The organism is Nocardioides marmorisolisilvae (assembly GCF_031656915.1).
Taxonomy (GTDB): Bacteria; Actinomycetota; Actinomycetes; order Propionibacteriales; family Nocardioidaceae; genus Marmoricola; species Marmoricola terrisoli.
This window is the reverse complement of the sequence record NZ_CP134227.1, coordinates 1,811,746-1,838,633: the sequence shown is the minus strand read 5'-3', so window position 1 is coordinate 1,838,633 and position 26,888 is coordinate 1,811,746. Positions and strand designations below refer to the sequence as shown.

Annotated in this window: 24 protein-coding genes and 1 pseudogene; 16 read left to right on the top strand and 9 right to left on the bottom strand. The window is 70.1% G+C overall.

The genetic code is table 11. The features are described from left to right. Positions 1-28: 28 nt before the first annotated feature. The 3 genes from Q9R13_RS08710 to Q9R13_RS08705 form a co-directional block, all read right to left on the bottom strand. A complete protein-coding gene (locus tag Q9R13_RS08710) occupies positions 29-2,884 on the bottom strand; it encodes a phosphatidylinositol-specific phospholipase C domain-containing protein (RefSeq protein ID WP_310964707.1) in 2,856 nt (951 codons plus the stop codon). A 97-nt stretch (positions 2,885-2,981) separates the two neighbouring features. Then, positions 2,982-3,218 carry a helix-turn-helix domain-containing protein gene (locus Q9R13_RS20250; protein WP_397219274.1) on the bottom strand — a complete coding sequence of 79 codons (237 nt, stop codon included), beginning with the start codon at positions 3,216-3,218 and terminating at the stop codon, positions 2,982-2,984. Positions 3,219-3,234: 16 nt separating this feature from the next. Further along, positions 3,235-3,813, bottom strand: a complete 579-nt coding sequence (locus tag Q9R13_RS08705) for a TetR/AcrR family transcriptional regulator (protein ID WP_310964705.1) — start codon at positions 3,811-3,813, stop codon at positions 3,235-3,237. Between the two features lie 33 nt (positions 3,814-3,846). Here Q9R13_RS08705 and Q9R13_RS08700 point away from each other — a divergent pair, with 33 nt between their 5' ends. Further along, complete coding sequence (locus tag Q9R13_RS08700) at positions 3,847-4,779, top strand: SDR family oxidoreductase (RefSeq protein WP_310965064.1); 933 nt, start codon at positions 3,847-3,849, stop codon at positions 4,777-4,779. A 172-nt stretch (positions 4,780-4,951) separates the two neighbouring features. On the opposite strand, the gene Q9R13_RS08695 is transcribed toward Q9R13_RS08700, so the two are convergent. Beyond that, positions 4,952-5,290: a MerR family transcriptional regulator gene (locus Q9R13_RS08695; protein WP_310964704.1), complete on the bottom strand. Its 339-nt coding sequence runs from the start codon at positions 5,288-5,290 to the stop codon at positions 4,952-4,954. Then, positions 5,287-5,715 carry a DnaJ domain-containing protein gene (locus tag Q9R13_RS08690; RefSeq protein WP_310964702.1) on the bottom strand — a complete coding sequence of 143 codons (429 nt, stop codon included), beginning with the start codon at positions 5,713-5,715 and terminating at the stop codon, positions 5,287-5,289. The genes Q9R13_RS08695 and Q9R13_RS08690 overlap by 4 nt, the downstream gene beginning before the upstream one ends. A 158-nt stretch (positions 5,716-5,873) precedes the next feature. Between Q9R13_RS08690 and Q9R13_RS08685 the strand changes: the two genes are divergently transcribed. The 3 genes and pseudogenes from Q9R13_RS08685 to Q9R13_RS08675 form a co-directional block, all read left to right on the top strand. Beyond that, positions 5,874-6,299 (top strand): Hsp20/alpha crystallin family protein, encoded by a 426-nt coding sequence (locus Q9R13_RS08685; RefSeq protein WP_310964701.1) that lies wholly within the window; start codon positions 5,874-5,876, stop codon positions 6,297-6,299. 48 nt (positions 6,300-6,347) lie between these two features. Then, the gene (locus Q9R13_RS08680; protein WP_310964700.1) at positions 6,348-6,491 is read left to right on the top strand and encodes a hypothetical protein; all 144 of its coding nucleotides are present in this window, start codon (positions 6,348-6,350) and stop codon (positions 6,489-6,491) included. Between the two features lie 184 nt (positions 6,492-6,675). Then, positions 6,676-6,873, top strand: a pseudogene (locus Q9R13_RS08675) (hypothetical protein); the annotation flags it as partial. 159 nt (positions 6,874-7,032) lie between these two features. Here the strand turns inward: Q9R13_RS08675 and Q9R13_RS08670 are convergent. After that, a complete protein-coding gene (locus tag Q9R13_RS08670; protein ID WP_310965150.1) occupies positions 7,033-7,239 on the bottom strand; it encodes a hypothetical protein in 207 nt (68 codons plus the stop codon). Between the two features lie 72 nt (positions 7,240-7,311). Between Q9R13_RS08670 and Q9R13_RS08665 the strand changes: the two genes are divergently transcribed. Together Q9R13_RS08665 and Q9R13_RS08660 are read left to right on the top strand one after the other, a co-directional pair. Beyond that, entirely contained in the window at positions 7,312-7,674 is a 363-nt protein-coding gene (locus Q9R13_RS08665; protein WP_310965063.1) for a DUF488 domain-containing protein, read from the top strand. A gap of 1 nt (position 7,675) precedes the next feature. Beyond that, complete coding sequence (locus Q9R13_RS08660; RefSeq protein ID WP_310964699.1) at positions 7,676-8,158, top strand: hypothetical protein; 483 nt, start codon at positions 7,676-7,678, stop codon at positions 8,156-8,158. A gap of 14 nt (positions 8,159-8,172) precedes the next feature. Here Q9R13_RS08660 and Q9R13_RS08655 read toward each other — a convergent pair whose 3' ends face one another. Then, positions 8,173-8,514, bottom strand: coding sequence for an ArsR/SmtB family transcription factor (locus tag Q9R13_RS08655; protein WP_310964698.1), 342 nt, complete (start codon positions 8,512-8,514; stop codon positions 8,173-8,175). A gap of 188 nt (positions 8,515-8,702) precedes the next feature. Between Q9R13_RS08655 and Q9R13_RS08650 the strand changes: the two genes are divergently transcribed. Next, entirely contained in the window at positions 8,703-10,544 is a 1,842-nt protein-coding gene (locus Q9R13_RS08650; RefSeq protein ID WP_310964697.1) for a phosphoenolpyruvate carboxykinase (GTP), read from the top strand. A 187-nt stretch (positions 10,545-10,731) separates the two neighbouring features. On the opposite strand, the gene Q9R13_RS08645 is transcribed toward Q9R13_RS08650, so the two are convergent. Next, complete coding sequence (locus Q9R13_RS08645; RefSeq protein WP_310964696.1) at positions 10,732-12,342, bottom strand: dolichyl-phosphate-mannose--protein mannosyltransferase; 1,611 nt, start codon at positions 12,340-12,342, stop codon at positions 10,732-10,734. Positions 12,343-12,376: 34 nt separating this feature from the next. On the opposite strand from Q9R13_RS08645, the gene rsmI reads away from it, so the two are divergent. From rsmI to Q9R13_RS08600, 9 genes are all read left to right on the top strand, one after another. Then, entirely contained in the window at positions 12,377-13,237 is an 861-nt protein-coding gene (gene rsmI / locus Q9R13_RS08640) for a 16S rRNA (cytidine(1402)-2'-O)-methyltransferase (protein WP_310964695.1), read from the top strand. Beyond that, on the top strand, positions 13,234-14,094 hold the full coding sequence (locus Q9R13_RS08635; RefSeq protein ID WP_310964694.1) for a TatD family hydrolase: 861 nt from the start codon (positions 13,234-13,236) through the stop codon (positions 14,092-14,094). The genes rsmI and Q9R13_RS08635 overlap by 4 nt, the downstream gene beginning before the upstream one ends. Positions 14,095-14,296: 202 nt before the next feature. Beyond that, complete coding sequence (locus Q9R13_RS08630) at positions 14,297-15,454, top strand: transglycosylase family protein (protein ID WP_310964693.1); 1,158 nt, start codon at positions 14,297-14,299, stop codon at positions 15,452-15,454. Between the two features lie 32 nt (positions 15,455-15,486). After that, entirely contained in the window at positions 15,487-16,365 is an 879-nt protein-coding gene (rsmA, locus tag Q9R13_RS08625) for a 16S rRNA (adenine(1518)-N(6)/adenine(1519)-N(6))-dimethyltransferase RsmA (RefSeq protein ID WP_310964691.1), read from the top strand. 109 nt (positions 16,366-16,474) lie between these two features. Next, positions 16,475-17,389, top strand: coding sequence for a 4-(cytidine 5'-diphospho)-2-C-methyl-D-erythritol kinase (locus tag Q9R13_RS08620; protein ID WP_310964690.1), 915 nt, complete (start codon positions 16,475-16,477; stop codon positions 17,387-17,389). A gap of 10 nt (positions 17,390-17,399) precedes the next feature. Continuing rightward, complete coding sequence (locus Q9R13_RS08615) at positions 17,400-19,220, top strand: ABC-F family ATP-binding cassette domain-containing protein (protein ID WP_310964689.1); 1,821 nt, start codon at positions 17,400-17,402, stop codon at positions 19,218-19,220. 114 nt (positions 19,221-19,334) lie between these two features. Then, positions 19,335-22,136: an AAA family ATPase gene (locus tag Q9R13_RS08610; RefSeq protein ID WP_310964688.1), complete on the top strand. Its 2,802-nt coding sequence runs from the start codon at positions 19,335-19,337 to the stop codon at positions 22,134-22,136. A 142-nt stretch (positions 22,137-22,278) separates the two neighbouring features. Further along, on the top strand, positions 22,279-23,706 hold the full coding sequence (locus Q9R13_RS08605) for an FAD-binding oxidoreductase (RefSeq protein WP_310964687.1): 1,428 nt from the start codon (positions 22,279-22,281) through the stop codon (positions 23,704-23,706). Continuing rightward, a complete protein-coding gene (locus tag Q9R13_RS08600; protein ID WP_310964686.1) occupies positions 23,703-26,303 on the top strand; it encodes a hypothetical protein in 2,601 nt (866 codons plus the stop codon). The genes Q9R13_RS08605 and Q9R13_RS08600 overlap by 4 nt, the downstream gene beginning before the upstream one ends. On the opposite strand, the gene Q9R13_RS08595 is transcribed toward Q9R13_RS08600, so the two are convergent. Next, a complete protein-coding gene (locus Q9R13_RS08595; RefSeq protein ID WP_310964685.1) occupies positions 26,297-26,821 on the bottom strand; it encodes a MarR family winged helix-turn-helix transcriptional regulator in 525 nt (174 codons plus the stop codon). The genes Q9R13_RS08600 and Q9R13_RS08595 overlap by 7 nt on opposite strands. Between the last annotated feature and the right edge of the window lie 67 nt (positions 26,822-26,888).

Genomic DNA, 26,888 nt, shown 5'->3' with positions numbered 1-26,888 from the left:
CGCCGCTGCGAGCGCCGGTGCATCCGGCTCATCGGACGCGGACCTGTGTCGTGTCGGACGCCACGATGGTGGTGTCTGCCGCTGCGACGGCCACCGTCAGCGGGACCATGCTTCCGGAGGGATAGCTTCCGTCGGCCCGGATGATCGCGCGGAAGGTCTGTGACCCCGCGTCGTACGTCGGGCACTCGGGGACACCGGTTCCCAGAGTCACGGTCGCGGCGCAACCCTTGGCCAGCTGGTTCGCCAGGTCGTCGGGTATGGGACCGGCGGCGTCGGAAAGCTGGAACCGCACCACTCGGCTGCCGCGGCCCGCGATGCTGGTGACCTCGGGAGCCTGCCGCACGATCGAGAGCTCGACGATGTAGTTGACGGTACGCGTGGCCGTGTTTCCCGCACGATCGGTGGCGCGGCACTCGATCGTGTGTCGGCCGATCGTGGAGGTGTCGACGGGGTCGCACGAGGAAGTCGCCACGCCGGACAGCGCGTCGCTAGCCCCGGGGTCAGCGACGGCCGAGCTCGCACGCAGAATCGGGATCGGCGTGATCGTCGGACTCAGCGTCGGCTTGGTCTTGTCGACCTTGAAGCTCATGCTTCGGGTGAGCGAGTTGCCGGCCTTGTCGTAGCAGGTCGCGGTCACGCCCACATCGGCCCCCTCCTCGCTCGTCGTGGCGGTCTCCGGGCAACGGGGGGTGTCGAGCCCCGACAGCGCATCCGACCAGTTCCAGGTGGCCTTGACATCGCTGTTGTGCCAGCCGGCGGCGTTTGCTGCTGGAGCCGTCGGCGCGCTGGTCGGCTTTGTCTTGTCGACCTTGAACGTGGTGCTCGCGGTGCTCGAGTTGCCGACGTGATCGGCGCACGTGTCGGAGACGACGACTGCCGAGCCTTCCCCCGATGACGTGGTCGAGGCCGCGCACCCGTGGGAGGTGTCGATTCCCGAGAAGTAGTCACGCCAGAACCAACTCACGGCGACGTCGGACCGGAACCAGCCGAACGAGTTCGGAACGGCGTGCGTCGGGGTGGAGCTCGGCGCAGTCTTGTCGACGTGGACGGACGCAGTCTTCGTCGTAGGGTTGCCCGCCTGGTCGTAGCACGTCGCCGACACCTCGACCGACCCCTCACCGGTCGTGGTCGATGACGCAGGGCACCTGGTCGAATCGATTCCCGACAGATCGTCGGACCAGTTCCAGGTCACCTTGGTGTCCGAGCCGTACCACGAGCCGTAGTCGGCGGCGGGGTACGTCGGACTCGCGGATGGTGCTGCTTTGTCGATTTGGAAGTGGTAGGTCTTCGTGTTGGCGTTTCCGGCGAGGTCCTTGCAGGTCGCCGTGACAGTGACGTCGTCCCCGACACCCGAACTGGTCTTGGTCGCTGGGCATGCAGCCGGGTCGAGCCCCGACTGGGGCACGTTGGGCAGGTCGTCGTGCCATCCGTAGGTGACGGTGACGTCCTGGTTGTACCAGGAGTAGGACGACCAATTCCGGTCCACGGTGACGTTCTTGACATCTGGCGCGGTCGTATCGATCTTGAGTGCCACCGTGGCGGTGGTCGACTTGCCTTCCTTGTCTGTACACGTGGCGCTGAGCAAGCGGTCACCGTAGGTGAGCGCGGTGCTCGTAGACGGACAGGTCTTCGATGTCGCAGACGTGTCGCCGCCCGTGGGGTCGACCGACCAGTTCCAGGTGACGGTCACTGGCACGCTGGTGTACCAACCGCTCGCATTCGGAGCGGGGTAGGTCGGAGCGGCGACGGGATTGAACCGGGTCAGGCGCGAGTTGATCGCGATGATCTTCCAGATCAGTCCGTGCCCGGGGAAGTCGGCGAAGACGAGGCCGGCCCGGTTGACGGGGTGGCCGTCGAGGTACGCGCCGGCGAGTGAGTTGAGCCCCCGGTAGTAGACCCAGCCGTCCTTGACGGTGTATTCCGGCAGACACCGGGGATTGGCGGAGCAGTTCGCCGGGATCCAGGGCGTCGGCGCGGGAGGGCTGCCGTTCGCCGGCGCGTCCTGGCCGCTGGCGAAGAACGCGGGCGTCGCACCGTTGGCGGCGCTCAGGTAGTTCGCGTAGATCTGGTTGGCCGGTCCAGCGCTCGATGTGTCGAATTGTGTCTTGATGGCGAAGTACTTGTCGGCCAGGTGCATCTGGTCCGGCTGGTCCCACTTGTTCTGTGCTTTGACCTGGCTGTTGTTCTTGATCCCGATGTCGGTGATAGGGCCGGGATCGTCGGAGTAGTTGTCCAGGACGACGACGTGGTGGCGCATCTCCTTCAGGGAGGGGTTGACGTCATTGCTGGTCGCACCCGTCCAGCGCAAACCCGGGAAATGGTCGAAGTCCGCCTTGACCGCGGCCTTGAAATCCGCGTGACTCATGTCCCCGTGCTCGTGCCCGATCAGCATCACCACTGCTTCGTTGGGGTGGCTCTTGAAGTACGTGGAGATCGTGCTGAGCACCGAGTCGAAGGTCGCGAACTGGCAGACGACACCATGCATGACCCACAGCGTCGGGCCCTTGCAAATGTCATCGTTGCCAAGCCGGATGTCGAAGGCCCGGATGCCCGCCCTGAGCTGTTCGGCGATCGTCTTGGATTGGGTCTGCACCGCGTCGCCGCCGATCGCGTATGCCCCCGAGTCGTGCGTGCCAGGGATCGAAAGGTCGCTCAGTCTGAAATCGTCCGAAATCCCAGCCATCCAGTCGGCCCTGGAGTCGTCTCCTACGACCACATCGCTGCTGTGGTCGTAGGTGGTGTTGTAGTCGTCGGAATGGGCCGAGGCGGCAGGCAGGGGGACTGTCAGGATCGACGAGGCGCCGAGGAAGACGGCGATCACGACCGAGAGCGCGACGCGTTGCCCGATGCCCGGCCCGGCGGGACGGGGTCGAAGGAGGGGCATGTCGAGGCCGTCCAATCAGGAGGGGAGCAGGGGGGCGACAACCGTTCCCGAGAACGCTCGGCGTCGTCTCTCACGCTTGCCCTCCTCGGAATGAGGGTCAACCAAGCCCAGTACCGGTCTTTGCCCGCGCCGCACTGGGGTTTGCGCGGGGCTCACGGGGATTCGTGGGCTGCGCGGCTGCGAGAGCCGACACCGGCTCCGTGCGGCTGGTGATGCCGAGTTTGTGGAACGCGTGACGCAGATGCCACTCGATCGTGCGCCGAGAGAGGGTGAGCTGTTCGGCGATCTCCGCGTTGGAGACCGCGTCTCCGCCGCCGTCGAGAAGCGAGACCACACCGGGCGGAACCTGCCTATCCGAGCGAGGCGGTTGCTACTCGAAGTTCGTTCAGCGCAGCCAGTGTGTACGGCGCCAGCGGGTCGGTCCCGTCCCCGTCACCCTCGGTCCACTCGGCGAAGCCCCGCTTGAACGCGAGGACTCCCAGCTCAGCCGCGAGGTGCGCCACCGGGTCCGGGGTTCCGCGACCGACGAGCGCTGCGGTCATCGCCGCAGCCAGGCCGACGTTCTTGAGCAGCGCCCGCTCCTGCAGTTCCGCACTCGCGGCAACCGCGGCCGAGATGCGCGGACCGAGCTCGCGGTTGATGGGGCCCATCTCGCTGGACGCACGTTCGAGTCCAGCGGCGACCGCATCCAACGGGCTCGCGCCCGCCGGGGCCTCCGCGATGCCTTCGCTCAGCAACCGGCTCAGTGTCTCCTGACCGGCGGCGAGCAGTTCGCGCTTGTCGGGGAAGTGCCGGAAGAACGTGCTCTTGGTGATGCCGGCGCGCTCGGCGATCTGCGCGACCGTGGTGTCGTCGTACCCCTGCTCGGTGAAGAGGTCGAGGGCAGCGAGAACGATCCGCTCGCGTGCTCCCGGTTCCCACCTCGCCATGACGCTCATCCTAGGTGATGGGACACTTATCCCATCACGTGCTATGGTGATGGGACATCAGTCCCATCACTTCAGGAGAACGCCATCAAGGTCTTCATCACCGGCGGCACCGGGCTGGTCGGCTCCGCCGTCGTCGCCGACCTCCTCGCCCACGACCACACGGTCGACGTCCTCGCTCGCTCCGCTGCCTCCGCGCGGGCGGTCCTGGCAGCAGGTGGTACGCCGGTCCACGGCAGCCTCGCCGACCTCGAGGTGATCCGTAACGCCGCCGAGCAGGCCGATGGCGTCATCCACCTCGCCTTCGCCAACGACTTCAGCAGCCCGGAAGCCCTGGACCGGGCGATCGCCGAGGAGACGGCCGCGCTCAACGCGCTCGGTGAGACCCTGATCGGCACCGACCGTCCGCTCGTCACCGTCTCCGGCACGCCATCGGTGCCCGGTCGGGTGTCCACCGAGGCAGACCCGATCCCGACCGACGGTCCGGTCGGCGGCCGCGGTCGCACCGTGTCGGCGATCCTCGCGCTGGCATCGCGCGGCGTCCGGGCGTCTGCCGTACGGCTACCGCGAACCGTGCACAACAACGGCAACGGGGGGTTCGCCGGCCTGCTGACCACGATCGCCCGCAGCTCGGGTGTGTCCGGCTACCCCGGCGACGGCACCCAACGCTGGCCCGCGGTGCACGCACTCGACGCCTCGGTCCTGTTCCGCCTCGCGCTGGAGTCCGCACCCGCTGGCAGCTCGTGGCACGCGGTCGATGACGAGGGCGTCGCGGTCCGCGACATCGCCGAGGTCATCGGGCGCCGGCTCGGCGTACCCGTCGAGCAGGTCCCGACCGACACTTTCGGACCGATCGGCCCGGTCTTCGCGATGGACCAACCGTCCTCCAGCGCCGCAACGCGCGAGCAGCTCGGCTGGCGGCCGACCCACCCCAAGCTGATCGCGGACCTGGAGAACATCCAACCCTGAAGCCACTCCTCGAGGGCGTCGCTTCGGCGCTCTCCGCACGGCCTTGGAGGTGAGCCAGTCCGCGCTGCGAAAACGATCTGAGCCCATGTCGCGCAAGCGCCTCCGATCCCCTGCGGCCGAACCGCGGCCGGGTCTGATGGAGGAGGCGGCGTACCGCAGATGCAAGACGCGGTCAACGAGTGGGATCCGACGGCGTCCGCCTGCTGGTCGAAGGACGACCTCGATCGGGGCGCAGGCGGTCGATCTCGCGTTGCAGGCGCTGGTTCTCGGCCCGCAATTGGAGGACCACGTCGATGCCGGCGAGGTTGAGCCCGTCGGAGAGCAGGGTGGTGATCTGCTCGATCCGCTCGAGGTCTTGGCCGCTGTAGCGACGGGTGCCTCCTTGGGTGCGCTCTGGCGCCAACAGCCCCTTCTGCTCATAGACCCGCAGCATCTGCGGGTTCACGCCGGTCAGCTCGGAGGTCACCGAGATCGAGAACAGGCCGCGTCCTGCGTCCAGGTCGACCATCATCGATCCCCCTTCCGCCCGCGACGACGGTGCGACGGATCGGCCGGCAGCACGGTGACCGGGCCGGCCACGATCACCGGCGCGGGCCGACCGAAGTACCCCCTTGTGCCTCTCGGCGGCCATCCCGAGGGTCGGGCTGCCACCGACGGGTCGAGGGGCACTGCGTCGGGCCGCGGCGCCCTGGCATCCGCGTCCCAACCGGTCTCGGCGGTCTCCGGCTCGGAGAGGTGCGCTGGGCGGATCGGAGCCTGCCGGAGCACCTCGTAGGCGGCGCATATCGCGGCGAACCGTTCGGCAGCATCCGGGGCCGACGACACGTCGGGATGGGTCGCCCGGGCCAGCCGCCGGTACGCGCGCGCCACCGTCGCCGGGCTGCTTTCCGCTGCCACCCCGAGGATCGCGCGAGCCTCATCGATCGACTGGATCACCCTTCTCACCCTTCTTGATGGATGTTCTGCGGTCACTACTTGATCATTCTGTCTCCAAGGGGTAAAAATCTCAATTGTCCAACAGAGATTTCCTGATCGGTGCCACGACCTGACACCTGTTCGGGAAACAGATCACCCTTGTTCGTGAGGAGGAAACCATGTTGATGCGCACTGACCCGTTCCGGGACCTCGACCGGCTCGCCGAAGCGGTGTGGGGGACCCGTGCCCGGCCGGCGGCGATGCCGATGACCGCCTACCGTGACGACGGCACGTTCGTGGTCCACCTCGATCTGCCCGGGGTCTCACCGGACTCCATCGATCTGACCGTGGAGCAGAACGTGCTCACCGTGCACGCCGAGCGCAAGCCTCCCGTCGGCGACAGCGCCGAGCGGGTGGTCGACGAGCGAGGCTACGGGGTCTTCAGCCGCCAGCTCTTCCTGGGCGAGACTCTCGACGCCGACCAGCTCAAGGCCACCTACGACGCCGGCGTGCTCACGTTGACCATCCCCATCGCGGAGAAGGCCAAGCCTCGCAAGGTCGAGATCAGCGCGAGCAGCACCGACCGCAAGGAGATCAACGCCTGATCCCCTGCCGTGGCCGTCAAGCCGAGCCCGTCAGGAAAGGGGGTGATGATGGCCGAGGTTTCCGCCCGGGAGACGCTGCGGCGCACGTTGCTGCGGCGCCTCACCGCGGCTACGACAACCCTGCGCCGGACCGCAGCCAGTTGGCTGACATCAGGCCCGCGCAGCCGGGACGCGGGGAAGCGCACCCGCTGACGCCCTGCTCCCACGGCTGGAGAGCCCGGCTGTCCAGAGTCCCAGCCGGGCTCTCCAGACCTGCACCGCGCGCGATCGCTCGCCGCGGGGCGCACAAAGGAAAGCCTCCCTGCACCAGCATTGCCAAAGAGAAGACGTCGAATGCCTGGCGAGCGACGCGCGATCAAGTCGCTCGTCCGGGTCAGTGCACCCTGAGCAGGAGGGTCACACCGCGAAGCTAGACGAGCAGTCCGCGGTCGGTTGCGCGCATGTCCGGTTCGCACCTGGCGTCCGGACCGCGTGGCACCGCCACCCCAAGGGCCAACCCCTCTATGTCACTGACGGGATCGGGTATGTGGCCCGCCGCGGCGGCGACGCCGAGGAGATCCGACCGGGTGACATCGTCTCCATCGAGCCGGGCGAGGAGCACTGGCACGGCGCCACCGCAGACCGGTTCATGGCGCGCGTCGCTCTTCAGGAGGCCGACGACCGGGGCGAGGTCGTGACCTGGCTCGACCACGTCACCGACGCGCAGTACGGCGCCCGACTGCCGCGGAGGTCCTCATCGCATCAGCAGCACGACGGACAGCGTGCCCAGACAGAACAGTCCCGCAGCACCCAGTCCGAGGGCGAACCGGGCGGCGATCTGCATCGTCCGGGACGGCTCGAACCCGCCCGAGTGCAGCGCGAGCAGCCGTACCAGCCCCATCGGCAGGGCGATCACGGTGACGATCAGGCTGATGCTCCAGGCCATCTTCAGTCCGTCCACGGGTGCGGGGTGCCCGCTGCGGACGCCACGCATGCGGTCCACCGGGAGACGCCGCGGTGGCATGCTGGACGGGTGAGCCGCAGTCCCCATGTCCGTCTGGCCCGGGTGTACGACGAGCCCGGCGCGCACGACGGCCTGCGTGTGCTCGTCGACCGGGTCTGGCCGCGCGGGCTCAGCAAGGACAAGGCCCACCTCGACGAATGGTGCAAGGACGTCGCTCCCTCGACCGAGCTGCGCAAGTGGTACTCGCACGATCCCGACAAGTTCGCGGAGTTCCAGCAGCGCTACCGCGCCGAGCTCGATGAGCCGGAGCGGCGCCAAGCGCTGGACGCGCTGCGGACGCGGATCGGCACCGGCCCGGCGACGGTCCTGACCGCCAGCAAGGCGGTCGAGATCAGCCAGGCGGCGGTGCTGGTGGAGTTGCTGGGCGGTTGATGTGGAACCGTCCGGGCATGCCGGACGTCCCAGCGGCATGCGCTCGTGGTGGATCGCCCTCGTCCTGGTCGGCTTCGTCATCGTCCCGGCGCCGGGGGAGCGGGCGGCTGCCAGCTGTGCCGCCCCGGTCCTCGAGACGGTCGGCGGCTCGGGGCACCCCCCGACGGTGCCCCGCGGCTCGACGATCACAGTCCGCGGGCGCGCCTTCGTGAAGGACTGCGACGACACTGGGCAAGGACGTGGCGGCTTCGGATGCTCATCCTCGCAGCGGCGCGATCCCTATGGCCCGCTGATCGGGATTCGGCTCGAGCTGCGGCAATCCGGCAGACACTGGACCCTCGGCACGGCTGACGGGCACGGCGACCTCGGCCGGGTCAGTTGGCAGGTGACGGTGCCGGCCGGCGCCCACCCCGGTCGGGCGACGCTCGTCGCGGTGCACGGCGGCCGACCTCCGACGAAGCTGCCGATCACCATCGGCAGGTGAGCGGTCGGGGGCGGTCAGGAGGCCGAGGTCTGCCGCAGCTCGGCGAGCATCCCCTCGGTATCCGTCCAGACCGAGGCGAGCAGCCGGCGGCCGGCGTACAGCAGGTCGGCGACCTCGGGGGAGCTCAACCGATAGTGGACCGTGGATCCCTCGCGTGAGGAGGTGACCAGGCCAGCCCTGCGGAGCACGGCCAGTTGTTGGGAGAGGTTGGACGCCTCGACCTCGATCTCGGCGAGCAGGTCGCGCACCGGCGTGGGACCCTCCTGGAGGATCTCCAGCACCCGGATGCGGACGGGGTGGCCCAGACTGCGGAAGAGCTCCGCCTTGGCCTGGTACAGCGGCACATTGGTCTTCATCGCACCTCCCCATGCCGGAATCCGATTTGAACGATACACAAGATGAGGAAGTCTTCAACTCATGTAGCCTGCCCACCAACCACCGTGTCGGGTTACGTGTCAATGGCGACCCACCCGTCGGCACGGACCGTCTCGATGCAAGGATGAGACCCGCTTCTGGGTCGTCAACTGAGAGGACTGTTACGACGATGGCTGACGTGGAGAAGGCCCTGGATGATGCGGGTCTGAAGAACCTGCAGGTGCGCGAGTACGTCAAGCACTGGGCCGAGCTCACCGGCGCGGAGCGCGTCGAGGTGGTGAGCGCGGCCGACGACGCACGACTGATCCAGGAGGCGCTCGACGCCGGCGAGCTGGAGCCCGCAGGGGAGGGCCGCTACTTCTCCCGCTCCTACTCCAAGGACACCGCGCGCTCGGAGGAGCGCACGATCGTCGCCACCAGTGACCCCAAGGACAAGGGCGTCTACAACAACTGGCGCCTCACCGAGGACATCAAGCCCGTCGTCATCGACAAGATGCGGGGCGCGTCGGCGGGCAAGACGATGTACGTCGTCCCCTACCTGATGTCGCCTCCGGGCAACGCACTCGCCCCGTGGGCCGCCGGTGTGGAGATCACCGACGCCCGCACGGTCGTGCTGCACATGATCCGGATGGCCCGGGTGGGCGTGGAGTTCGTCAACGACCTCGAGGACCAGGACCACTTCGTCCGCGCCGTCCACGTGACCGGCGACCTGGAGAACCTTGGTCACGGCACCCCCGACGACCAGCGCTACTTCGTGACCGTGGCGGACGAGCGGACGATCCTGCACTTCGGCTCGTCGTACGGCGGCAACGCGCTGCTGGGCAAGATCGCCCACGGCCTGCGGCAGGCGGCGTACGACGGCTGGGCGTCGAAGAAGTTCCTCGGCGAGCAGTACATGCTGATCGGGATCCACGACAAGGAGACCGGCAAGGACTACCACATCTGCGGTGGCTTCCCGAGTGCGTCGGGCAAGACCAACCTCGCGATGATGCTGGCCCCCGACGCCCTCGGCGACCGCTACCACGTGTCGTTCTACGGTGACGACATCGCGTGGCTGTGGGTCGACGAGACCACCGGCAAGCTCTACGGGATGAACCCGGAGTACGGCGTGTTCGGTGTCGCCAAGGACACCAACGAGGTCACCAACCCGACTGCGCTGAAGTCGGTCGGCGAGGGCACCGACTGCATCTTCACCAACATCGCCTACAACCCGAAGACCCGCGAGGTCTGGTGGGAGGGGCGCACGCCCGAGCCGCCGGCCGACACCGACGGGTGGCTGGACTGGAAGGGCAACCCGATCTCGGAGCGCACCGAGGAGCAGCAGGGCGAGCCTTGGGCGCACCCGAACAGCCGGTTCACCACGACGCTGGACAACGTGCCGAACATCGCCCCCGACTACAACGCGGCGGCAGGCGTCCCGATCGACGTGATCATCTTCGGCGGCCGCACCCGCGACCGCGAGCCGCTCGTGCGGGCGATCCACGACCTCGCGGAGGGCGTGTACGACGGCCTCACCCTGGGTGCGGAGGCGACCTTCGCGGCCGAGGGCACCGAGGGTGTGCTCCGCTACGACCCGATGTCGAACCGGCCGTTCATGGCCTACGGCGAGGGTGACTACGCGCGGCACTACCTCGACGTGGTCGGTGCTGCCTCCGAGCAGCCGATCTTCGCGCACGTCAACTGGTTCCAGCGTGACCCCGAGGACGGTCACTTCCTGTGGCCCGGATACCGGGAGAACCTGCGGCCGCTGCTGTGGCTGCTGAAGCTGAAGAACGGCGAGGTCAAGGGCCGGGAGACTCCCGTCGGCATCGTGCCGACCAAGGAGGAGCTCGACCTCGAAGGCCTCGACATCGCGCCCGAGGACCTGGACCGGATCCTGACCATCGACGTCGAGCGGTGGAAGCAGGAGATGGGCTACCGCGAGGAGCACCTCAAGCAGTTCGACCGGATGCCCGAGGAGATCTGGGAGGCCCACCGCCGGGTGGCCGCCGCCCTGGACAACGCCAAGTAGGACGCCGCGGCGGACTAGCCGACGGGTACGCCGAGGCGGCCCGGAATTGCAGCCTGAACAGCCCGAGGCGGCTCGGATTCGCACATCCCTGGGATGGTGCTGCGAATTCGAGCCGCTTCGGCGCGTCTGGAGTGCAATTCTGCGCCGCCTCGGCGCGCTTGGGGTGTGACGTTGCGCCGCCTCGGCGTCAGATCCAGCGCTTGAACCACATCCGGTGCAGCCACTGGTCGTTGGTGAGCAGGCCGTCGGTGTAGATCGGCCAGAAGTAGGCGAAGTTCAGGGCGACCAGGAGGACGATCAGGCCGGCGGCGAGGGCGCCGTACCGACGCCGGAGTACGGCGGCGGCACGGGGGCCCTGGCCCGGGCTCGGCGCCGGGCCGAGGATCTCGCCCAGCAGCAGCACCGCGCCGAGGATGAGGAACGGCTCGATCGCGATCGCGTAGTAGCTGAAGATCGGGCGGTCGTCGTAGCGGAACCAGGGCAGCCAGGTGGCGGCGATGCCGACCACCACGATGCCGGGGCGCCAGTCCCGGCGGAACGCCCAGGTAACCACGGCCCAGATGGCAGCGGCAGTGCCGAACCACCACAGCGCCGGTGTGCCCAGCAGCAGCACCTGGCGCAGGCAGGTGGAGCCCGAGGCCGCGGCGCAGCCCTGCTGGCCCGGCTGGATGCCGAGCTGGGCGTCGACGCCCACCGGCCGGTTCAGGATCAGCCAGCCCTGCGGGTCGGACTGGTAGACGTGGTGGGCGTTGTTGAGGAACTTGGTGTGGAAGTTGTAGACGTCCTGGTGGTAGTGCAGGAGGTCGCGCAGCGCCCGGATCGTCTCAGCGACGAAGCCATGGGTCCGCTGGTGGAGGTAGTTGCCCCAGTAGGGCCCGTACTGGGTGTTGGACAGCGACACCTCGTAGGCCCGGTGGTGGATCAGCCATCCCGTCCAGCTCGCGACGTAGACGAGCAGGGGGACGACGATCAGGTACCCCAGTGCGGGCAGCTCGTCGATGATCGCCGACTTCGGCAGCGACCATCGGACACCGGTCCGCCGGCGGGCGCCGGCGTCCCAGAACCACATCAGTAGGCAGAGCGCTGCGAGCGGGAAGATCGCGTCCCACTTCGAGCCCAGCGCCAGCCCCCAGCACACGCCTGCCGCGAGCCGCCACGGCCGCCACCACAGCCGGGCGCCCCAGGACCGTCCGGTGACGGGGTCGACGAGCCGGCTCCGCCCCCAGTCCCGGTCCACCACCATGCAGTGCACGGCACAGAGCATGAAGAAGGCCAGGAAGATGTCGAGCAGGGCGAGCCGGGACAGCACCAGCTGGAGGCCGTCGAAGCACATCAGCAGCCCGGCGACGAGACCGAGCAGGCTGGACCCGGTGACCCGACGGGCGAATCGGATCATCACCAGCACCATCAGCGACCCGACCACCACCGATGCCACCCGCCACCCGGCCGGGTCCATCCCGAAGAGCTTCTCCCCGAGCCCGATCAGCAGCTTGCCGACCGGGGGGTGCACGACCATCTCGGCACCCTTGTCCCACTGGCCCATGACGTGGCCGGCGAGGATGTTCTTGTCGGCGTCCTGGACGTAGTTGCGTGCGTAGCCGAAGTGGTAGACCGACCAGGCGTCCTTGGCGTAGTAGGTCTCGTCGAAGGCGAAGCTGTGTGGCCGGCCGAGGTCCCACAGCCGCAGGAAGGCCGCGAGCAGAGTGATCCCGAGTGCTGCGGCCCACTCGGTCACCGGATCGGGGCGGCGGAGCGTCGGTGCCGCGTCAGCAGGAGCGGTCACCGGTGCCTGGGTCACCCGGGCAAGGTTAGTGGGCTGTCATGATCGGGGGATGAGCAACGCCGCACCGTCCGAGCCGGGCGTGCTGGTCCTGGCCGGCACCCCGATCGGCCGGGTTGCGGATGCTTCGCCACGCCTGGTCGAGGAGCTCGCCACCGCCGACGTGATCGCCGCCGAGGACACCCGCCGATTGCGCCGGTTGACCGCCGAGCTGGGCGTGGAGGTGCGAGCGCGGGTCACGTCGTACTTCGAAGGCAACGAGGCGACCCGCACGCCGCAGCTGCTCGAGTCGCTCCTCGCCGGCCAGCGGGTAGTGCTGGTCACCGATGCCGGGATGCCCAGTGTCTCCGACCCCGGCTATCGGCTGGTCGCCGCCGCGGTCGCGCACGGCGTACCCGTCACCGCCGTACCCGGTCCCTCGGCCGTTCTCACCGCGCTGGCGGTCAGCGGACTGCCGGTGGACCGGTTCTGCTTCGACGGGTTCCTGCCCCGCAAGGCGGGTGAGCGCCGACGTCGGCTGGACGCGCTCGCGGACGAGCAGCGGACCATGGTGTTCTTCGAGGCGCCCCATCGCACCGCCGCCACGTTGACCGCCCTCGCTGAGGCGTTCGGCGACGAGCGGCCGGCTGCGGTGTGCCGCGAGCTGACCAAGACCCACGAGGAGGTGCGCCGCGGCCCGCTCGCCGAGCTGGTCGCGTGGGCCGCCGGCGAGGTGCGTGGCGAGATCACGATCGTCGTCCAGGGCGCCGCGGAGCAGGCGCCGACCGACGATCCCGAGACGCTGCGCGCGCTGGTCGCCCAGGCTGAGGCCGACGGTACGCCGCGCAAGCAGGCGGTCGCCGACGTCGCCCGGCGCTCACGGGTGCCCAAACGCGTCGTCTACGACCTCGTGCACCGCAAGGGGGAGCAGTGAGCAACCGCCCCGAGGCTCCCGAGCCGCTGCCGCACCCCGTCGTCGACAACCACTGCCACCTCGACATCGCCCGCGGCGACGACGAGCCCGCGCTGCCGGTCGCAGAGGCGTTGTCCCGCGCAGCCGCGGTCGGTGTGCCGCGCATCGTGCAGATCGGGTGTGATCTCCCCGGGGCGAGGTGGGCGGTCCGCACCGCGGAGCAGTACGACGCGGTCGTCGCCGGCGTCGCCCTCCACCCGAATGAGGCCCCGCGGCTGGCCGCCCGAGGCGAGCTCGACGCCGCGATGGCGGAGATCGAGGCGCTGGCCGCAAGCAGTGACCGGGTGCGAGCCGTGGGGGAGACGGGCCTGGACTACTTCCGCACGGGCCCCTCGACAGGCTCGGGAGCCGACGGCAGACAGGTCCAACGAGACGCGTTCTCCGCCCACATCGACCTGGCCCGCCGCCTGGACAAGACCCTGGTCATCCACGACCGCGACTCCCACGACGACGTGCTCGCCGTGCTCGACGAAGTCGGGGCGCCGGAACGCTGGGTGATGCACTGCTTCTCCGGCGACGCCGACTTCGCCCGAGCCTGCCTCGATCGCGGGGCCTACCTCTCGTTCTCCGGCACGATCACCTTCAAGAACGCCGAGCAGGTGCGGGACGCGCTGCGGCTCGCGCCCGCGGACCGGATCCTGGTCGAGACCGACGCGCCGTACCTGACCCCGAGCCCCCACCGAGGCCGCACCAACGCCTCCTACATGGTGCCGCTGACGGTGCGGTCGATGGCCGCCACGCGCGGCGATGACCTGGCCGCTCTGTGCGCCGTGATCGACGCCAACACCGACCGCGCCTTCGGCGGCGCCTGGGGTTGAGCCCCTCCGCGGCCGGTGACCGGCCGCACAGGCTGCGCATGACTTACGTCACGCGGCCCCGCCTGAGCGGCCCGAAATGTCTCGTTACCGATTTGAGACATTGCCCGGATCCGTGCCAGCGTCAACGGCTGCGAAGCCGGGTCCACGAGATCCGGGACCCGACAGCGGCCTGATCATGTGCCGCGGAAGCAGGAGAGACGACGTGCGCACCAGCCTGACGCACCTCGCCCAGAAGACGGCCCAGAAGGTCCGGCGAAGCCGCCTTGCCAGCAAGCCCCTCAGCCTCGCCCTTGCGGGCCTGATCGTCGTGGCGCTCGCCGTGACGACCGTCGGCTACCGCTCGATGACCGACCAGGTGACCCTGTCCGTGGACGGGCACCCCCAGAGCGTCCGGACCTTCGCCGACACCGTCGGCGGAGTCCTCAAGGACAAGGGCATCCACATCGGTGCCCACGACACCGTCGTACCCAGCCTCGACTCCGACGTCGTGGACGGGTCGCAGATCTCCGTCCGCTACGGCCGCCAGCTGCACCTGACCGTCGACGGCAAGCAGAAGACCGTCTGGACGACGGCCAGCACGGTGAACGGCGCGCTGGACCAGCTCGGCGATGCGTACGCCGGTGCTGCGCTCTCCGTCAGCCGTAGCGCCTCCATCGACCGTGAGGGGATGGCGCTGAAGATCGCCACCCCGCACCGGATCTGGGTGAAGGTCGCCGGCGGCCACCTCAAGGCGCACCGTGTCGCCGCGTTCGACGCCCGCGGTGTGCTGGACCAGCTGCACGTCCGCTACAACGGCAACGACCGGATCACCCCTGGGCCCCAGCACGTCATCAAGGCCGGCGACCACGTGGTCCTGACCCGCATCGCCGTGCGCACCAAGTCGGTCAAGGACGAGGTGATGCCGTTCAGCACCATCCGCCACGACGACTCCTCGATGACCCAGGGCACCACCAAGACCGTCCGGGCCGGACAGACCGGGCGCCGCGATGTCACCTACAAGGTCACCTTCCACAACGGCCACGTCTTCAAGCGCAAGGTGCTCCGCCAGCACGTGTTCAGCCAGCCGGTGGCGGCGATCGTCAAGGTCGGTACCGCTGCGCCGGCGCCGAGCACCAACTACGCCAGCGGTGGCACCGTGTGGGACCGGATCGCCCAGTGCGAGTCCGGCGGCAACTGGGCCGCCAATACCGGCAACGGCTACTACGGTGGACTCCAGTTCAACCTGGGCACCTGGCAGGCCTACGGCGGCACCGGTCGCCCGGACCAGGCCAGCCGGGCACAGCAGATCGCCATCGCCGAGAAGGTCCGCGCCGCCAGTGGCGGCTACGGCGCCTGGCCGGTCTGCGGGTCGCGCGCCTGACGCCGTACCGGGAGTCATACGGTGTGGCTGCGATGCCCACCGACTCTGCTGACCCAGCCTCTGCCGGACCGAGCCTGCTCGGTCCGGCAGAGGTGCGTTCGCTGGCGTCCGCCCTCGGCCTGCGCCCGACCAAGCAGCGCGGGCAGAACTTCGTGATCGACCCCAACACCGTGCGCCGGATCGTCCGCGACTCGGGGATCACGCCATCCGACGTCGTCGTGGAGGTCGGGCCCGGGCTGGGGTCCCTCACCCTTGCCCTGCTTGGGGTGGCGCGCCGTGTCGTGGCCATCGAGGTGGACCCGGTGCTGGCCGACGCGCTCCCGGCGACCATCGCGACGTACGCCGGTGACCTCGCAGACCGCTTCGAGGTGGTGCATGCCGACGCGATGCGGGTGACCTCGCTGCCCGGACCTGCGCCGACCGCGCTGGTCGCCAACCTGCCCTACAACGTCTCCGTGCCGGTGCTGCTCCACCTGCTCGCGCTGCTGCCCTCCCTGGAGCACGGGCTGGTGATGGTGCAGTCGGAGGTCGCCGACCGGCTCGCCGCCCGGCCGGGGTCGAAGACCTACGGGATCCCTTCGGTCAAGGCCGCCTGGTTCGCCGACGTACGGCGTGCCGGTGCGATCGGCCGCAACGTGTTCTGGCCCGCACCCAACGTCGACTCCGGACTGGTCGCCTGGACCCGGCGGGAGCCGCCCTCGACCACCGCGACCCGCACGCAGGTCTTCGCGGTCGTCGATGCCGCGTTCGCGCAACGCCGCAAGGCGCTCCGCCCGGCCCTGCGCGGCCTCTTCGGCTCGGCCGAGGCATCGACGGGAGCACTCGCGGCCGCCGGCATCGACCCGATGACCCGTGGCGAGCAGCTCGCGGTCGAGGACTTCGCTCGGATCGCCGAGGCGTTGCCTGCCTGAGCCGACCGATCATGCGACGGGCGGGCTCGAGGGCCGCATCGGTGTGCCGAAGATCCGCAGCGTCCGGCCGGCACCGCCCTGGCCACGACTGCCGTCTAGGCTCGGCCGGGTGAGTGCCGCACCCGTGACCGTCCGCGCTGCGGCGAAGATCAACCTCTGCCTCGGGGTGGGGCCGGTGCGCGACGACGGCTACCACGCGCTGGCCACCGTCTACCAGGCGATCGGGATGTACGACGACGTGACGGCGACCGAGGCCGACGGCTGGTCCCTCCGCGTCTCGGCCCACGAACGCATCGATGTCACCGAGGTGCCGCTCGACGACAGCAACATCGCGCTGCGCGCGGGCCGGCTGCTGGCGTCCCACCACGGCCTGGATCGTGCCGCCGCGCTGGACATCGACAAGGGCATCCCGGTGGCCGGGGGACTGGCGGGCGGCAGCGCCGACGCGGCCGCGACTCTGCTCGCGCTCGACCGTCTCTGGCGGCTGGACACGCCCGACGAGGAACTCCTTCGGCTGGCCGGGGAGCTCGGCAGCGACGTGCCGTTCGCGCTACTCGGCGGCACCGCCCGGGGTGACGGGCACGGTGAGCAGGTCACCCGGGTGGCCGACGCGGGGAGCTGGTGGTGGGTGGTGGTCGAGTCCGACATCGGGCTGTCCACCCCCAGGATCTACGCCGAGCTCGACCAGATGCGGGGTGACGCCGTACCCGACCCAGAGGTGAGCGTCGCCCTGCTCGATGCGCTCGCCGCGGGGGACTCGACGGCTCTGGCCGGCGCATTGACCAACGACCTGCAGGAGCCCGCGCTGCACGTCCGCCCCGACCTGCGCGACGTGCTGGCGCTGGGGGTGGCGGCAGGGGCGCTGCAGGGTCTCGTGTCCGGGTCTGGCCCGACCTGTGTCCTGCTGTGCGCGGATCACGAGAGCGCGCAGTCGGTGCGGGCCGTCCTCCACGCCGCCGGTCACGAACGCGTGCAGGTCGCGACCGGGCCCGTCGCTGGCGCGCACGTGGTCACCTACGCGTGAGGTGCGGACGATGAGCAACCTGGTCAACCTGGAACGGGTCACCAAGTCCTACGGGGTGCGGATCCTGCTGGACGAGGTCAGCCTCGGTGTCGGGGCGCAGGATCGGATCGGCGTGGTCGGGCGCAACGGCGACGGCAAGACCACGCTGCTGAATCTCATCGCCGGGCGTATCGGTCCCGACAGCGGTCGGGTGTCGACGGCGCGAGGTCTGCGGGTCGGGTACCTCGACCAGCGCGACGTGCTGGACGACACCCACAGCGTCCGCGAGGCCGTCCTCGCGGGCAGGTCCGACCACGAGTGGGCGGCCGATGCCACCACCCGCGAGGTCGCCGAGGTGCTGCTCGAGGGCGTGCACCTGGACCGTGTGGTGCACGGACTGTCCGGCGGTGAGCGTCGGCGCTGCTCGCTGGCGCGGCTGCTCCTCGAGGAGCACGACCTGCTGATTCTCGACGAGCCCACGAACCACCTCGACGTGGAGGCGGTCACCTGGCTGGCCGAGCACCTCGTCGGCCGCTCGGAGGCCGTCGTCGTGGTCACGCACGATCGATGGTTCCTCGACGCGGTCTGTCGGACGACGTGGGAGGTGCACCCAGCGGCGAACGGCGCAGGCGTCGTGGACGGCTACGACGGTGGCTACGCCGCGTTCGTCCTTGCCAAGGCGGAGCGGCAGCGACAGACAGCAGCGACCGAGTCGCGACGGCAGAACCTGATGCGCAAGGAGCTGGCCTGGCTGCGACGTGGTGCGCCTGCCCGGACGTCGAAGCCGAAGTTCCGGATGGACGCCGCGGAGGCGCTGATCGCCGACGAGCCGCCACCGCGCGACCGGCTGACTCTCGAGCGGTTCGCCACCCAGCGCCTTGGCAAGGACGTCATCGACGTCGAGGACGCGGACCTCGTCCGCGGCGATCGACAGTTGCTGCGGCACGCCACCTGGCGGCTCGGCCCGGGGGACCGGGTCGGGATCGTCGGCGTCAACGGCGCCGGCAAGACCTCGGTGCTCAACCTTGTCGCCGGTGAGCTGGCGCCGTCGGCCGGTCGGGTGCGGCTGGGCCGCACCGTGGCGCTGGCGCACCTGACCCAGGCGGTGACCCCGGACGTCGATCCGACCGGGGAGGCGCGGGTGCTGTCCACGATCGAGGGCATCCGGCGGCTGACCCGCACCGCGAGCGGGCAGGACGTCTCCGCGAGCTCGTTGCTGGAGCGCTTCGGCTTCACCGGCGACCGACTCACCGCGCGACTGAGCGACCTGTCCGGGGGCGAGCGTCGCCGCTTCCAGCTGCTGAAGCTGCTGCTGGAGGAGCCCAACGTGCTACTGCTCGACGAGCCGACCAACGACCTCGACATCGAGACGCTCACCGTGCTCGAGGACTTCCTCGACTCTTGGCCCGGCACCCTCGTCGTCGTCTCCCACGACCGCTACTTCCTCGAGCGGGTCACCGACTCCATCTGGGCACTGATGGGCGATGGCCAGATCTCGATGCTGCCCGGTGGGGTCGACCAGTACCTCGGCCAGCGCCGCGCGGTGACTGCGCCGCGGACCGGCGAGCGCGGGCGGGGACGTGCTGCTGAGGCGCGCAGCGGCGGTGCGCCGGCGCCAGCCCCGACGAAAGCGGGATCGGCGGAGCAGCGCGCTGCCCGCAAGACGCTCGCCCGGGTCGAGAGACAGCTGGATCGCCTCAGCGCGAAGGAGCAGCAGCTGCACGCCGAGATGGCCGACCATGCTCACGATCCCGAACGCCTGGCCGGGCTGAGTGTTACCCAGCGTGTGCTGGCCGAGGAGAGACAGCGACTCGAGGACGAGTGGCTCGACGCCGCCGACGCGGTGGATTGAGAGCAGGACTCGGCCAGAACCGCCGACAACCGGGCAGGAGCAGGCGCATACTCGGCAACACCGGTGAGCGGTTCCCGGGCGGCCGCCGGTGACGGTGCTGCGGGAAGTGGACGGGTGCGCGAGGACGATCTGAGGCTGCCGGACTCCGGGGCGCTGCTCGCGCGCGATGCCGAGCTCGCACAGGTCGTCCAGGCCTGGTCCGGCGGTGCTGGCGCGCTCTGCCTGGCGGGCGAGGCGGGCATCGGCAAGACCGTGCTGTGGGAGACGGTCCTCAAGCGTTGCCGCGACGCCGGCTGGCGGGTCTTGTCGGCAATGCCGGCCGAGGCGGAGGCCGACATGCCGTACGCCGTGCTCGGCGACCTGCTCGGTGGATGTCTGGATGCGGCCCGGCCCGACCTCCCCGACCCCCAGCTGAGGGCGGTCGAGGTGGCCCTGCTCCGTCGGCCCGTCGACGGGGCCGTGCCCCAGCCGCACGCGGTCGCGCTCGCCACCACAGCCGTGCTGCGGACTCTCGCGGAGCAGTGTCGCCTGGTGCTCGCCGTGGATGACGTGCAGTGGATGGATCGCGACTCGGGTACGGCGGTTGCCTTCGCGTTGCGCCGGCTTCCGCCCGACCGGGTCCGTGCCCTGTTCACCATGCGCACCGGTGAGCCGACCGCGGCGCCGTTTGTCCTGGCCAGAGAGGTGCACACGATCCACGTCGGCCCGCTCGACCTGGATGCGACCCAGCGGCTGCTGGCACGCGAGCTCGGCGAACGGGCCACTGCCGGTCTGAGCTGGCGGCTGCACGAGTCGGCGCGCGGGAATCCGCTGCACGCTTTGGAGCTGGGCCGCTCGGTCGCCCGCAGCTGGCCGTGGGCCGCCGACTCCGTGGTGCCGCCATCGGATCTGGCCGAGCTGGTGCGTCAACGGGTCGCGGAGCTGGCCGACGACGCCCGGGAGCTGCTGGTGGCGGTCGCCGCGATGTCCCGACCGGCCATCGGTCCGTTGCTCGCGGCCTACGGACCGCGGGCGGAGGCCCTGGTGGGCCAGGGCGAGGCGGCCGGCCTGTTGCGACGGGTCGGTGACCGGCTCTGGTTCGTCCACCCGCTGTATGCCACCGCCTGCTACCGGGAGGCCCCAGTCGCCCTGCGTGCCTCTGTCCACTCCCGCCTCGCCGGTGTCGTCACCGACCCGGAGCGCCGGGCCCGCCATCTGGCGCTGGCCGCGCCCGGACCCGACCGGGTGGTCGCCGAGCACCTCGACGTGGGGGCCGGTTGTGCACGCGCCCGCGGAGCGCCCCGCACCGCCGCCGATCTGGCCGAGCTGGCGCGAGTGCTGACGCCGGCGGCCGACGCCGTGGGTCGTGCCACCCGCGCCCGAGCAGTCGCCCAGTTCCTGCTCGAGGCCGGTGATGCGGTCCAAGCCCGCCGTACCCTCGAAAGACTGCGCGCAGACCAGCAGGCCGGCCCGGAGCGGTCGCGGACGCTGACGGCGCTCGCTGCGGTGCTGTTCGAGCAGGAAGGCGTCTCTGCCATGCGCGAGGTCGCCTGGCAGGCCCTGGCGGAGGCGGAGGGGAGCCCGGCCGCGGAGGCTGCGGCACATCTGATCCTGGCCGAGCGCGCCGAGCTGCCCATCGGCGAGACCCGTCGGCACGCACAGCTTGCCCTGGACTTCTTCGATGGTCTGCCGGATCCGGACCCAGCACTGCTCGCCAGCGCCCTCAAGCAGGTTGCGATCGCCAGTTGGCGCGAGGGCAACGTCATCCCGCCGGAGCTGATGCAGCGGGCCACCGAGATGGAGGACCAGTCGGCGTCGCTGCCTCCTGTCGCCTGGCGAGCGCGGACCTGCCAGGGGGAGTGCATCAAGTACCTCGATGAGTTCGCGGCGGCCGACGAGCTGCTTCTCGATGCCTGGCAGCGCGCCGAGCGTGAGGGCGACCTCAGCTCGATGTCGGACATCGCTGGACACCGCGCAGAGCTGGCGCTGTGGCTCGGCCGCTGGACGGACGCGGAGACGGCAGCCGGCCAGGCGGTTGAGAACGCCCGACAGTGTGAGCAGAGGGGGCGGCTTGGGCTGTCGGCCTACTTCCGTTCCCTGGTGCACGCACACACAGGAGGGATAGCGCAGGCTCGGAGGGACGCCGACTTCGCGCTCGAAGAGGGGATGAGCGGTGACGACGGGTGGAGCGTCGCCCTCGCCCGTACCGCGCTGGGCTTCATCGACCTCTCCTGTGACGACCCGCGGGCAGCGCTCAGGCACCTCGACGAGGTCGACGCGTTCTTCGAAGCCTCCGACGTGCTCGCCGAGCCCCGGCAGTGGCGATACCTCGGCGATCACGTGGAAGCGCTGGTCCGCTGCGCAGAGGTCGAGCGGGCCGCGGACCGGCTCGACCGGATGCGGCGCTGGGCAGACGGGATGGCGACGACCTGGCCGTCGGCGGCCACCGCCCGGGCCACGGGCCTGCTGGCTCACGCCACGGGTAGGGCCGAGGACGCGGTGGCATGTCTGGAGGAGTCGGTGACCCTGTTCAAGACGCTGCCGCTTCCGTTCGAGCAGGCCCGCTCCGAGCTGGCCCTGGGCAGTGCGCTGCGCCGCGTCCGCCGCCGGCGCGACGCCCGGGAGACCTTGACCTCGGCCCGGGACACGTTCTCTGGCCTCGGTGCGCCCCTGTGGCTCGACAAGGTCGAGCGCGAGCTGGCCCGGCTCGGCGGCCGGACCTCCAGCGGCAACGACCTCACCGAGAGCGAGGCACGGGTCGCCGGACTCGTTGCTCAGGGACTCAGCAACAGGGAGGTCGCCGCCGCCCTGGTGGTCACCGCACGTACGGTCGAGTCCCACCTGACCCGGGTCTACGCCAAGCTCGGAGTGCGATCGCGGGTCGAGCTCGCCCGCCGGCTGACGCCGACAGCACCGACGGTCGATGCCGTCGAATAGCCGGGCAGCCTCCTCGCGAACCTGGAGCCGTACCGCAAGGTTCGTGGGTTTCCACGATGCCCTGGGGGCCGGCCGAGCCTAGGTTCGGGGCGATGCACTTCTGGGTGCCGCTCGGCGCCGGTGGCTGGATGGAGTTGCCCTCATGACCACGATCGACCTACCCCCTTCCGGCGACGGCCTCGCAGGGGTGCCGGACCCGGACGTGTCCGGACCACTGCTGCGTCCCGACTCGGCCGGCTGGTCTGCGGAGGTGTCCGGCTTCAACACCGCGGTCGTCCATCACCCGGCTCTGGTGGTCGGTGCCATGAGTGCTCAGGACGTCCGTGCCGCGGTGATATACGCCGCCTCGCGCCACCTGGCGGTGTCGGTACACGCGACCGGCCACGGTGCCAGCGCAGCTGTCGAGGCCGGCATCCTGATCAGCACCCGACGGATGGACCAGGTCGTGGTGGATCCGCGGGCGCGCACCGCGAGGGTGGGCGCCGGTGTGCGGATGCGTGCTCTCATCGATGCCGCCGCACCGCACGGCCTCGCCCCGCTGGTGGGCTCGTCGTCGGACGTCAGCGTGGTGGGATTCACCCTGGGTGGTGGGCTCCCGGTGACTGGCCGTGCCCATGGCTACGGGGCCGATCACGTGCGGTCGGTTGAGGTGGTCACCATGGATGGCCGACTCCGTGAGGTCGACGCCGACCACGAGCCGGACCTGTTCTGGGGGCTGCGCGGCGGCAAGGGCAACCTCGGGATCGTCACCGCGATCACGGTCGACCTGCTCCCGATCACCACGGTGTACGGCGGCGGCATCTTCTGGGCCGAGGAGCACCTGCCGGCGGTGCTGGACGCCTATCGCGCCTGGAGTGCCGACCTGCCCGAGACCTGCTGCACCTCGGTGGCGGCACTTCGGCTGCCGCCACTGCCAGACATCCCTGAGCCGCTGCGCGGGCGCACCCTGGCCCACCTGCGGGTATGCCATCTGGGCGATGAGGCGGAGGGCCGGGATCTGGTGGCTGCGATGCGACGGGTAGGGCCAGCGGTCGTCGACGCAGTCGACACCATGCCCTATGCCGAGGTGGACAGCATCCACCGTGACCCGGACCATCCGGTGCCGTTCTTCGAGCGTTCTGCGCTGCTGCGCGACCTGACTCCGGACACGGTGACTGCCCTGCTCGGCCGCGTCGGCCCCGGCGTCACGTCCCCCCTGCTGATGGGCGAGCTGCGCCAGCTCGGCGGAGCGCTGGGCCGCCCGCCCGCAGTGCCGAACGCCGTCGGCGGGCGTGACGCGGCGTACAGCCTGGTGGCGATCGCCGTGCTCGCCGGCCCGGCCGCCGACTCCGGTCCGGCCGCTGCCGACGCGCTGATGGCCGCTGCGGCGCCGTGGTCGACCGGCCAGACCCTGCTCAACATGCACGGGCGCCCGGCCGGCGAGGTCGACCGGGCCCGTGCCTGGGATCCCGAAGGCCATCGCCGACTGGGTGAGCTGCGCAGGCGATACGACCCGGCAGGGTTGTTGCAGGCCGGACACGTGATCGGTGTGCCCGCCGCGTCGGCCGCCGCCACGAAGACGCCACGATGACGGCTGCACCGCGACGTGAGCGCCCCCCGAAGACCTGGCTGGTGCGCGGCCTCATCCTGCTCGCCAGCGTGGTGATCGCCGCCCTGATGGCCCCGGTGGTGCCAGCAAGCGGGGCGCCGACCGCTCGAAGTGCCCCGGTCGCCCCCCGGCTGCGCCACACGGGGGTGTCGGTGTCGTGGCCGAGGGGCCCATGGCGGGTGGGGCAGCGCGTGCATCTGGAAGTGCGGGTCCAGCCGCGCGGCCGCCGGAAGGTGCGTTTGCAGGAGAAGGTCTCCGGTGGGAGCTGGCGCTCGGTCGGTAGCGCGGCGCACACGCACAAATCTGGGAGTGGCCGGTTGTCGTGGCGGGCCATGCCCGCGGGCACGGCAGAGCTGCGAGTGAAGGTGTCCGCGACCAAGACCCGCCGGGCCACGACCTCGAAGGCGGTGAAGCGGAGGATCTCCGGGGAGTTCTTGTCGGTCAAGGCTCCGGGCACCGTCGCGGAGGGGTCGGTGTTCATCGTCGAGTTCGACGTCCGGGGCAACGAACAGTCGCTGCAGCAGGCGACGCTGACCGTGACCGCACCCAAGGCCGGGTCCCAGGTCAAGCCGAGCCAGCCCGCCATCGACTCCACGACCCACCGCGGCAGCATCAGCACGAACGAGGTGCGTAAGGGCACGACGTGGAAGCCGAAGCTGCGTTGGCAGGCACCGACCGAGGTGACCAGCCTGAGGTACCAGGTGAGATTGACTGCGGCCGGTGGGGTGACGCAGTCCGCGGAGGTCACCGTCAGGGTGCGGGCCGGTGCCGGGGGCAGCTTCCACTTCGACGGCAACCTGACGTTCATGCGCCAGGCGATCGGCAAGCCGCAGCGGGTCAACGGAGGTCACCTGTACGCCGACTGCACCGCGCGCACCGGCGTGCAGCGGGTCGTCTCGTTCGAGGACACCCTCGCGGCGATCGACGCCGCGACCAGGCCGGGCACACGCGCCGCTGGCTGGCAGAGACTGGATCTGGCCCGTCACCCTGAGGACGCCGACGACGTGGCCGCGGTCGCGCTCGCCGCCCAGCAGCCGTTGGCGGCGCTGGCCGCCGCGATCGCCGGCTATCGGGGCAGTGTCCCCGCGGAGCAGACGAACTACCTCAACATCGCGGGCGCCTCGGCGAACATGGCCGGGCATCCGGGGTGGGCGATCGCCCTGGAGACCAAGGCCGGCAGCCTCCCTCAGGCCGGCAGCGTGGGCGCCAAGACCTCGGCGGTCCGGTTGACCAACCTCGGGCACGGCTATGCGCTGATGGGTGACTGGACGACCGCGAAGTCCTGGCTCGACCGAGCGGTCGCCGCGGACGGATCCAGCCCCCAGGTGGAGCAGGAGGCCTTCGTCGTCGACTACTGCGTCGGCAACAAGGACTCCGCGCTGACCGCGTTCGGCAAGTCCATCCGCGCCGACGACACCACCGACGAGGTCAACGGCAACTCCGGCTCGGACGATCCCTTCGCGGAGCCGACCAACATCAACGCCTCCCGGCTGATGGACATCTCCGCCGGGGTGCAGGCAGGCCCGTTCCAGATGCCCGTCGTGCCCTCGAGCATCGCCGAGGAGGACGCCCGCGCCGACGATGGCTACTACAGCGCAGAGAGCCAGAGGGTCAGCGCTCACCTGCAGGCGCTGCGCAAGCAGCTCGACCAGCTCTATGACCAGGTGCGCACACAGTCGACGACCGTGGCCGAGCGGACCCGGCTGACCGCGCTGATGACGAACTACTCCACCGACGGCGAGCAGTCGGTGCTCAAGGCCGATCAGAAGATCCTCACGGCCGAGGGCAATCTGTGGAGCGCCAACAACTGCGACGGGCAGTATCAGGACGTCCAGTGGTGCGCAGCGCTCGTCGGCGGCGACGACGAGGACTGCGCGGAGGACCAGGCGATCTTCACCCAGTGGAAGGAGCGGATGCAGGCCTTCATCGACTCCGAGGCGGCCTACATCAACGCGATGTGGCCGGTCTCCACCGGGGTGGAGGCGAACATCGCCAACGCGGCGGCGCGCAAGTACTTCGACGTCGCGCGCCAGGCAGACGTCTACTTCTCTCTCCAGCTCACCTACTCCGAGTTCAACAACTCCTCGGCCCTGCCCGACCATTGTGGCGGCGCGGCGGGGACCGACCCCAAGGATCCGACAGCGCCGGACGCTGCCGCGGCCCAGTGCGGGTCGGTGGCGAGCAAACTGGCGCTGTCACTGGACTGGAGCGATGAGACCGACCCTGAGCTGCCGGTCGGCTTCTCGGCGAAGGTCAGCTGCCAGCAGGTCGACTTCGAGATCGACCTGAACGCGCTGCCGTTCCTGGCCGGCTTCGTGGACATCTCCACCACGCCGACCGGAGGGATCACCGTCATGGTCGGCTCCAAGCTGTCCGCGAGCGTGCACCACATCGGCACGTCCTTCTCCTCGGCGTTCTACGTCACCTTCGACCAGTCGGCCAAGACGCCGGTGGACATCGGCGTGGACGCGGGCTTCGACGGGGAGGCGGCCGCGGGGCCGGGGCACCTGTCGCTGTTCTCGGACCATGTGCACATGAGCGCGATCAACACCTACGCCGACCCGTACAAGGACTACTGAGACCTCGGCGCGAGGGGGGCCATCAGGGCCTTGAGCAGCTCGGCCAACTGCTCGGCCCGGGCGGGGGAGAGCACCGCGAGGAGGGCGCGCTCGCGATCGATCAGGCCCTCGAAGGCACCGTCCACCACCCGTCGGCCCCGGTCGGTGAGTCCGACGAGGACACCACGGCGGTCCTTCGGCGCCGGGGAGCGTACGACGTAGCCGCGTTGCTGAAGCCGGTCGATCCGGTTGGTCATCGTGCCGCTGGTCACCAGCGTCTCGCGGATCAGCGCCCCGGGGCTGAGCTGGTAGGGACGCCCCGCCCTCCGTAGCGCCGCGAGCACGTCGAACTCCCACGTCTCGATGCCGTGCTCGGCGAAGGCCTCCCGCCGGGCCAGGTCCAACCGCCTGCTCAGCCGACTGAGCCTGCTGAACACCTCCACCGGGGTGAGATCGAGGTCGGAGCGCTCGCGCTGCCAGGCGCCCACCAGCTCGTCGACCTCGTCCGGCTCTCCGCTCAGATGCTTGGGACTGACCACGATCGGACATCCTAGCGACAGGCATCTCGATCGAAAAGATTCTTGACATCGAGAGAATGTGGTGGCC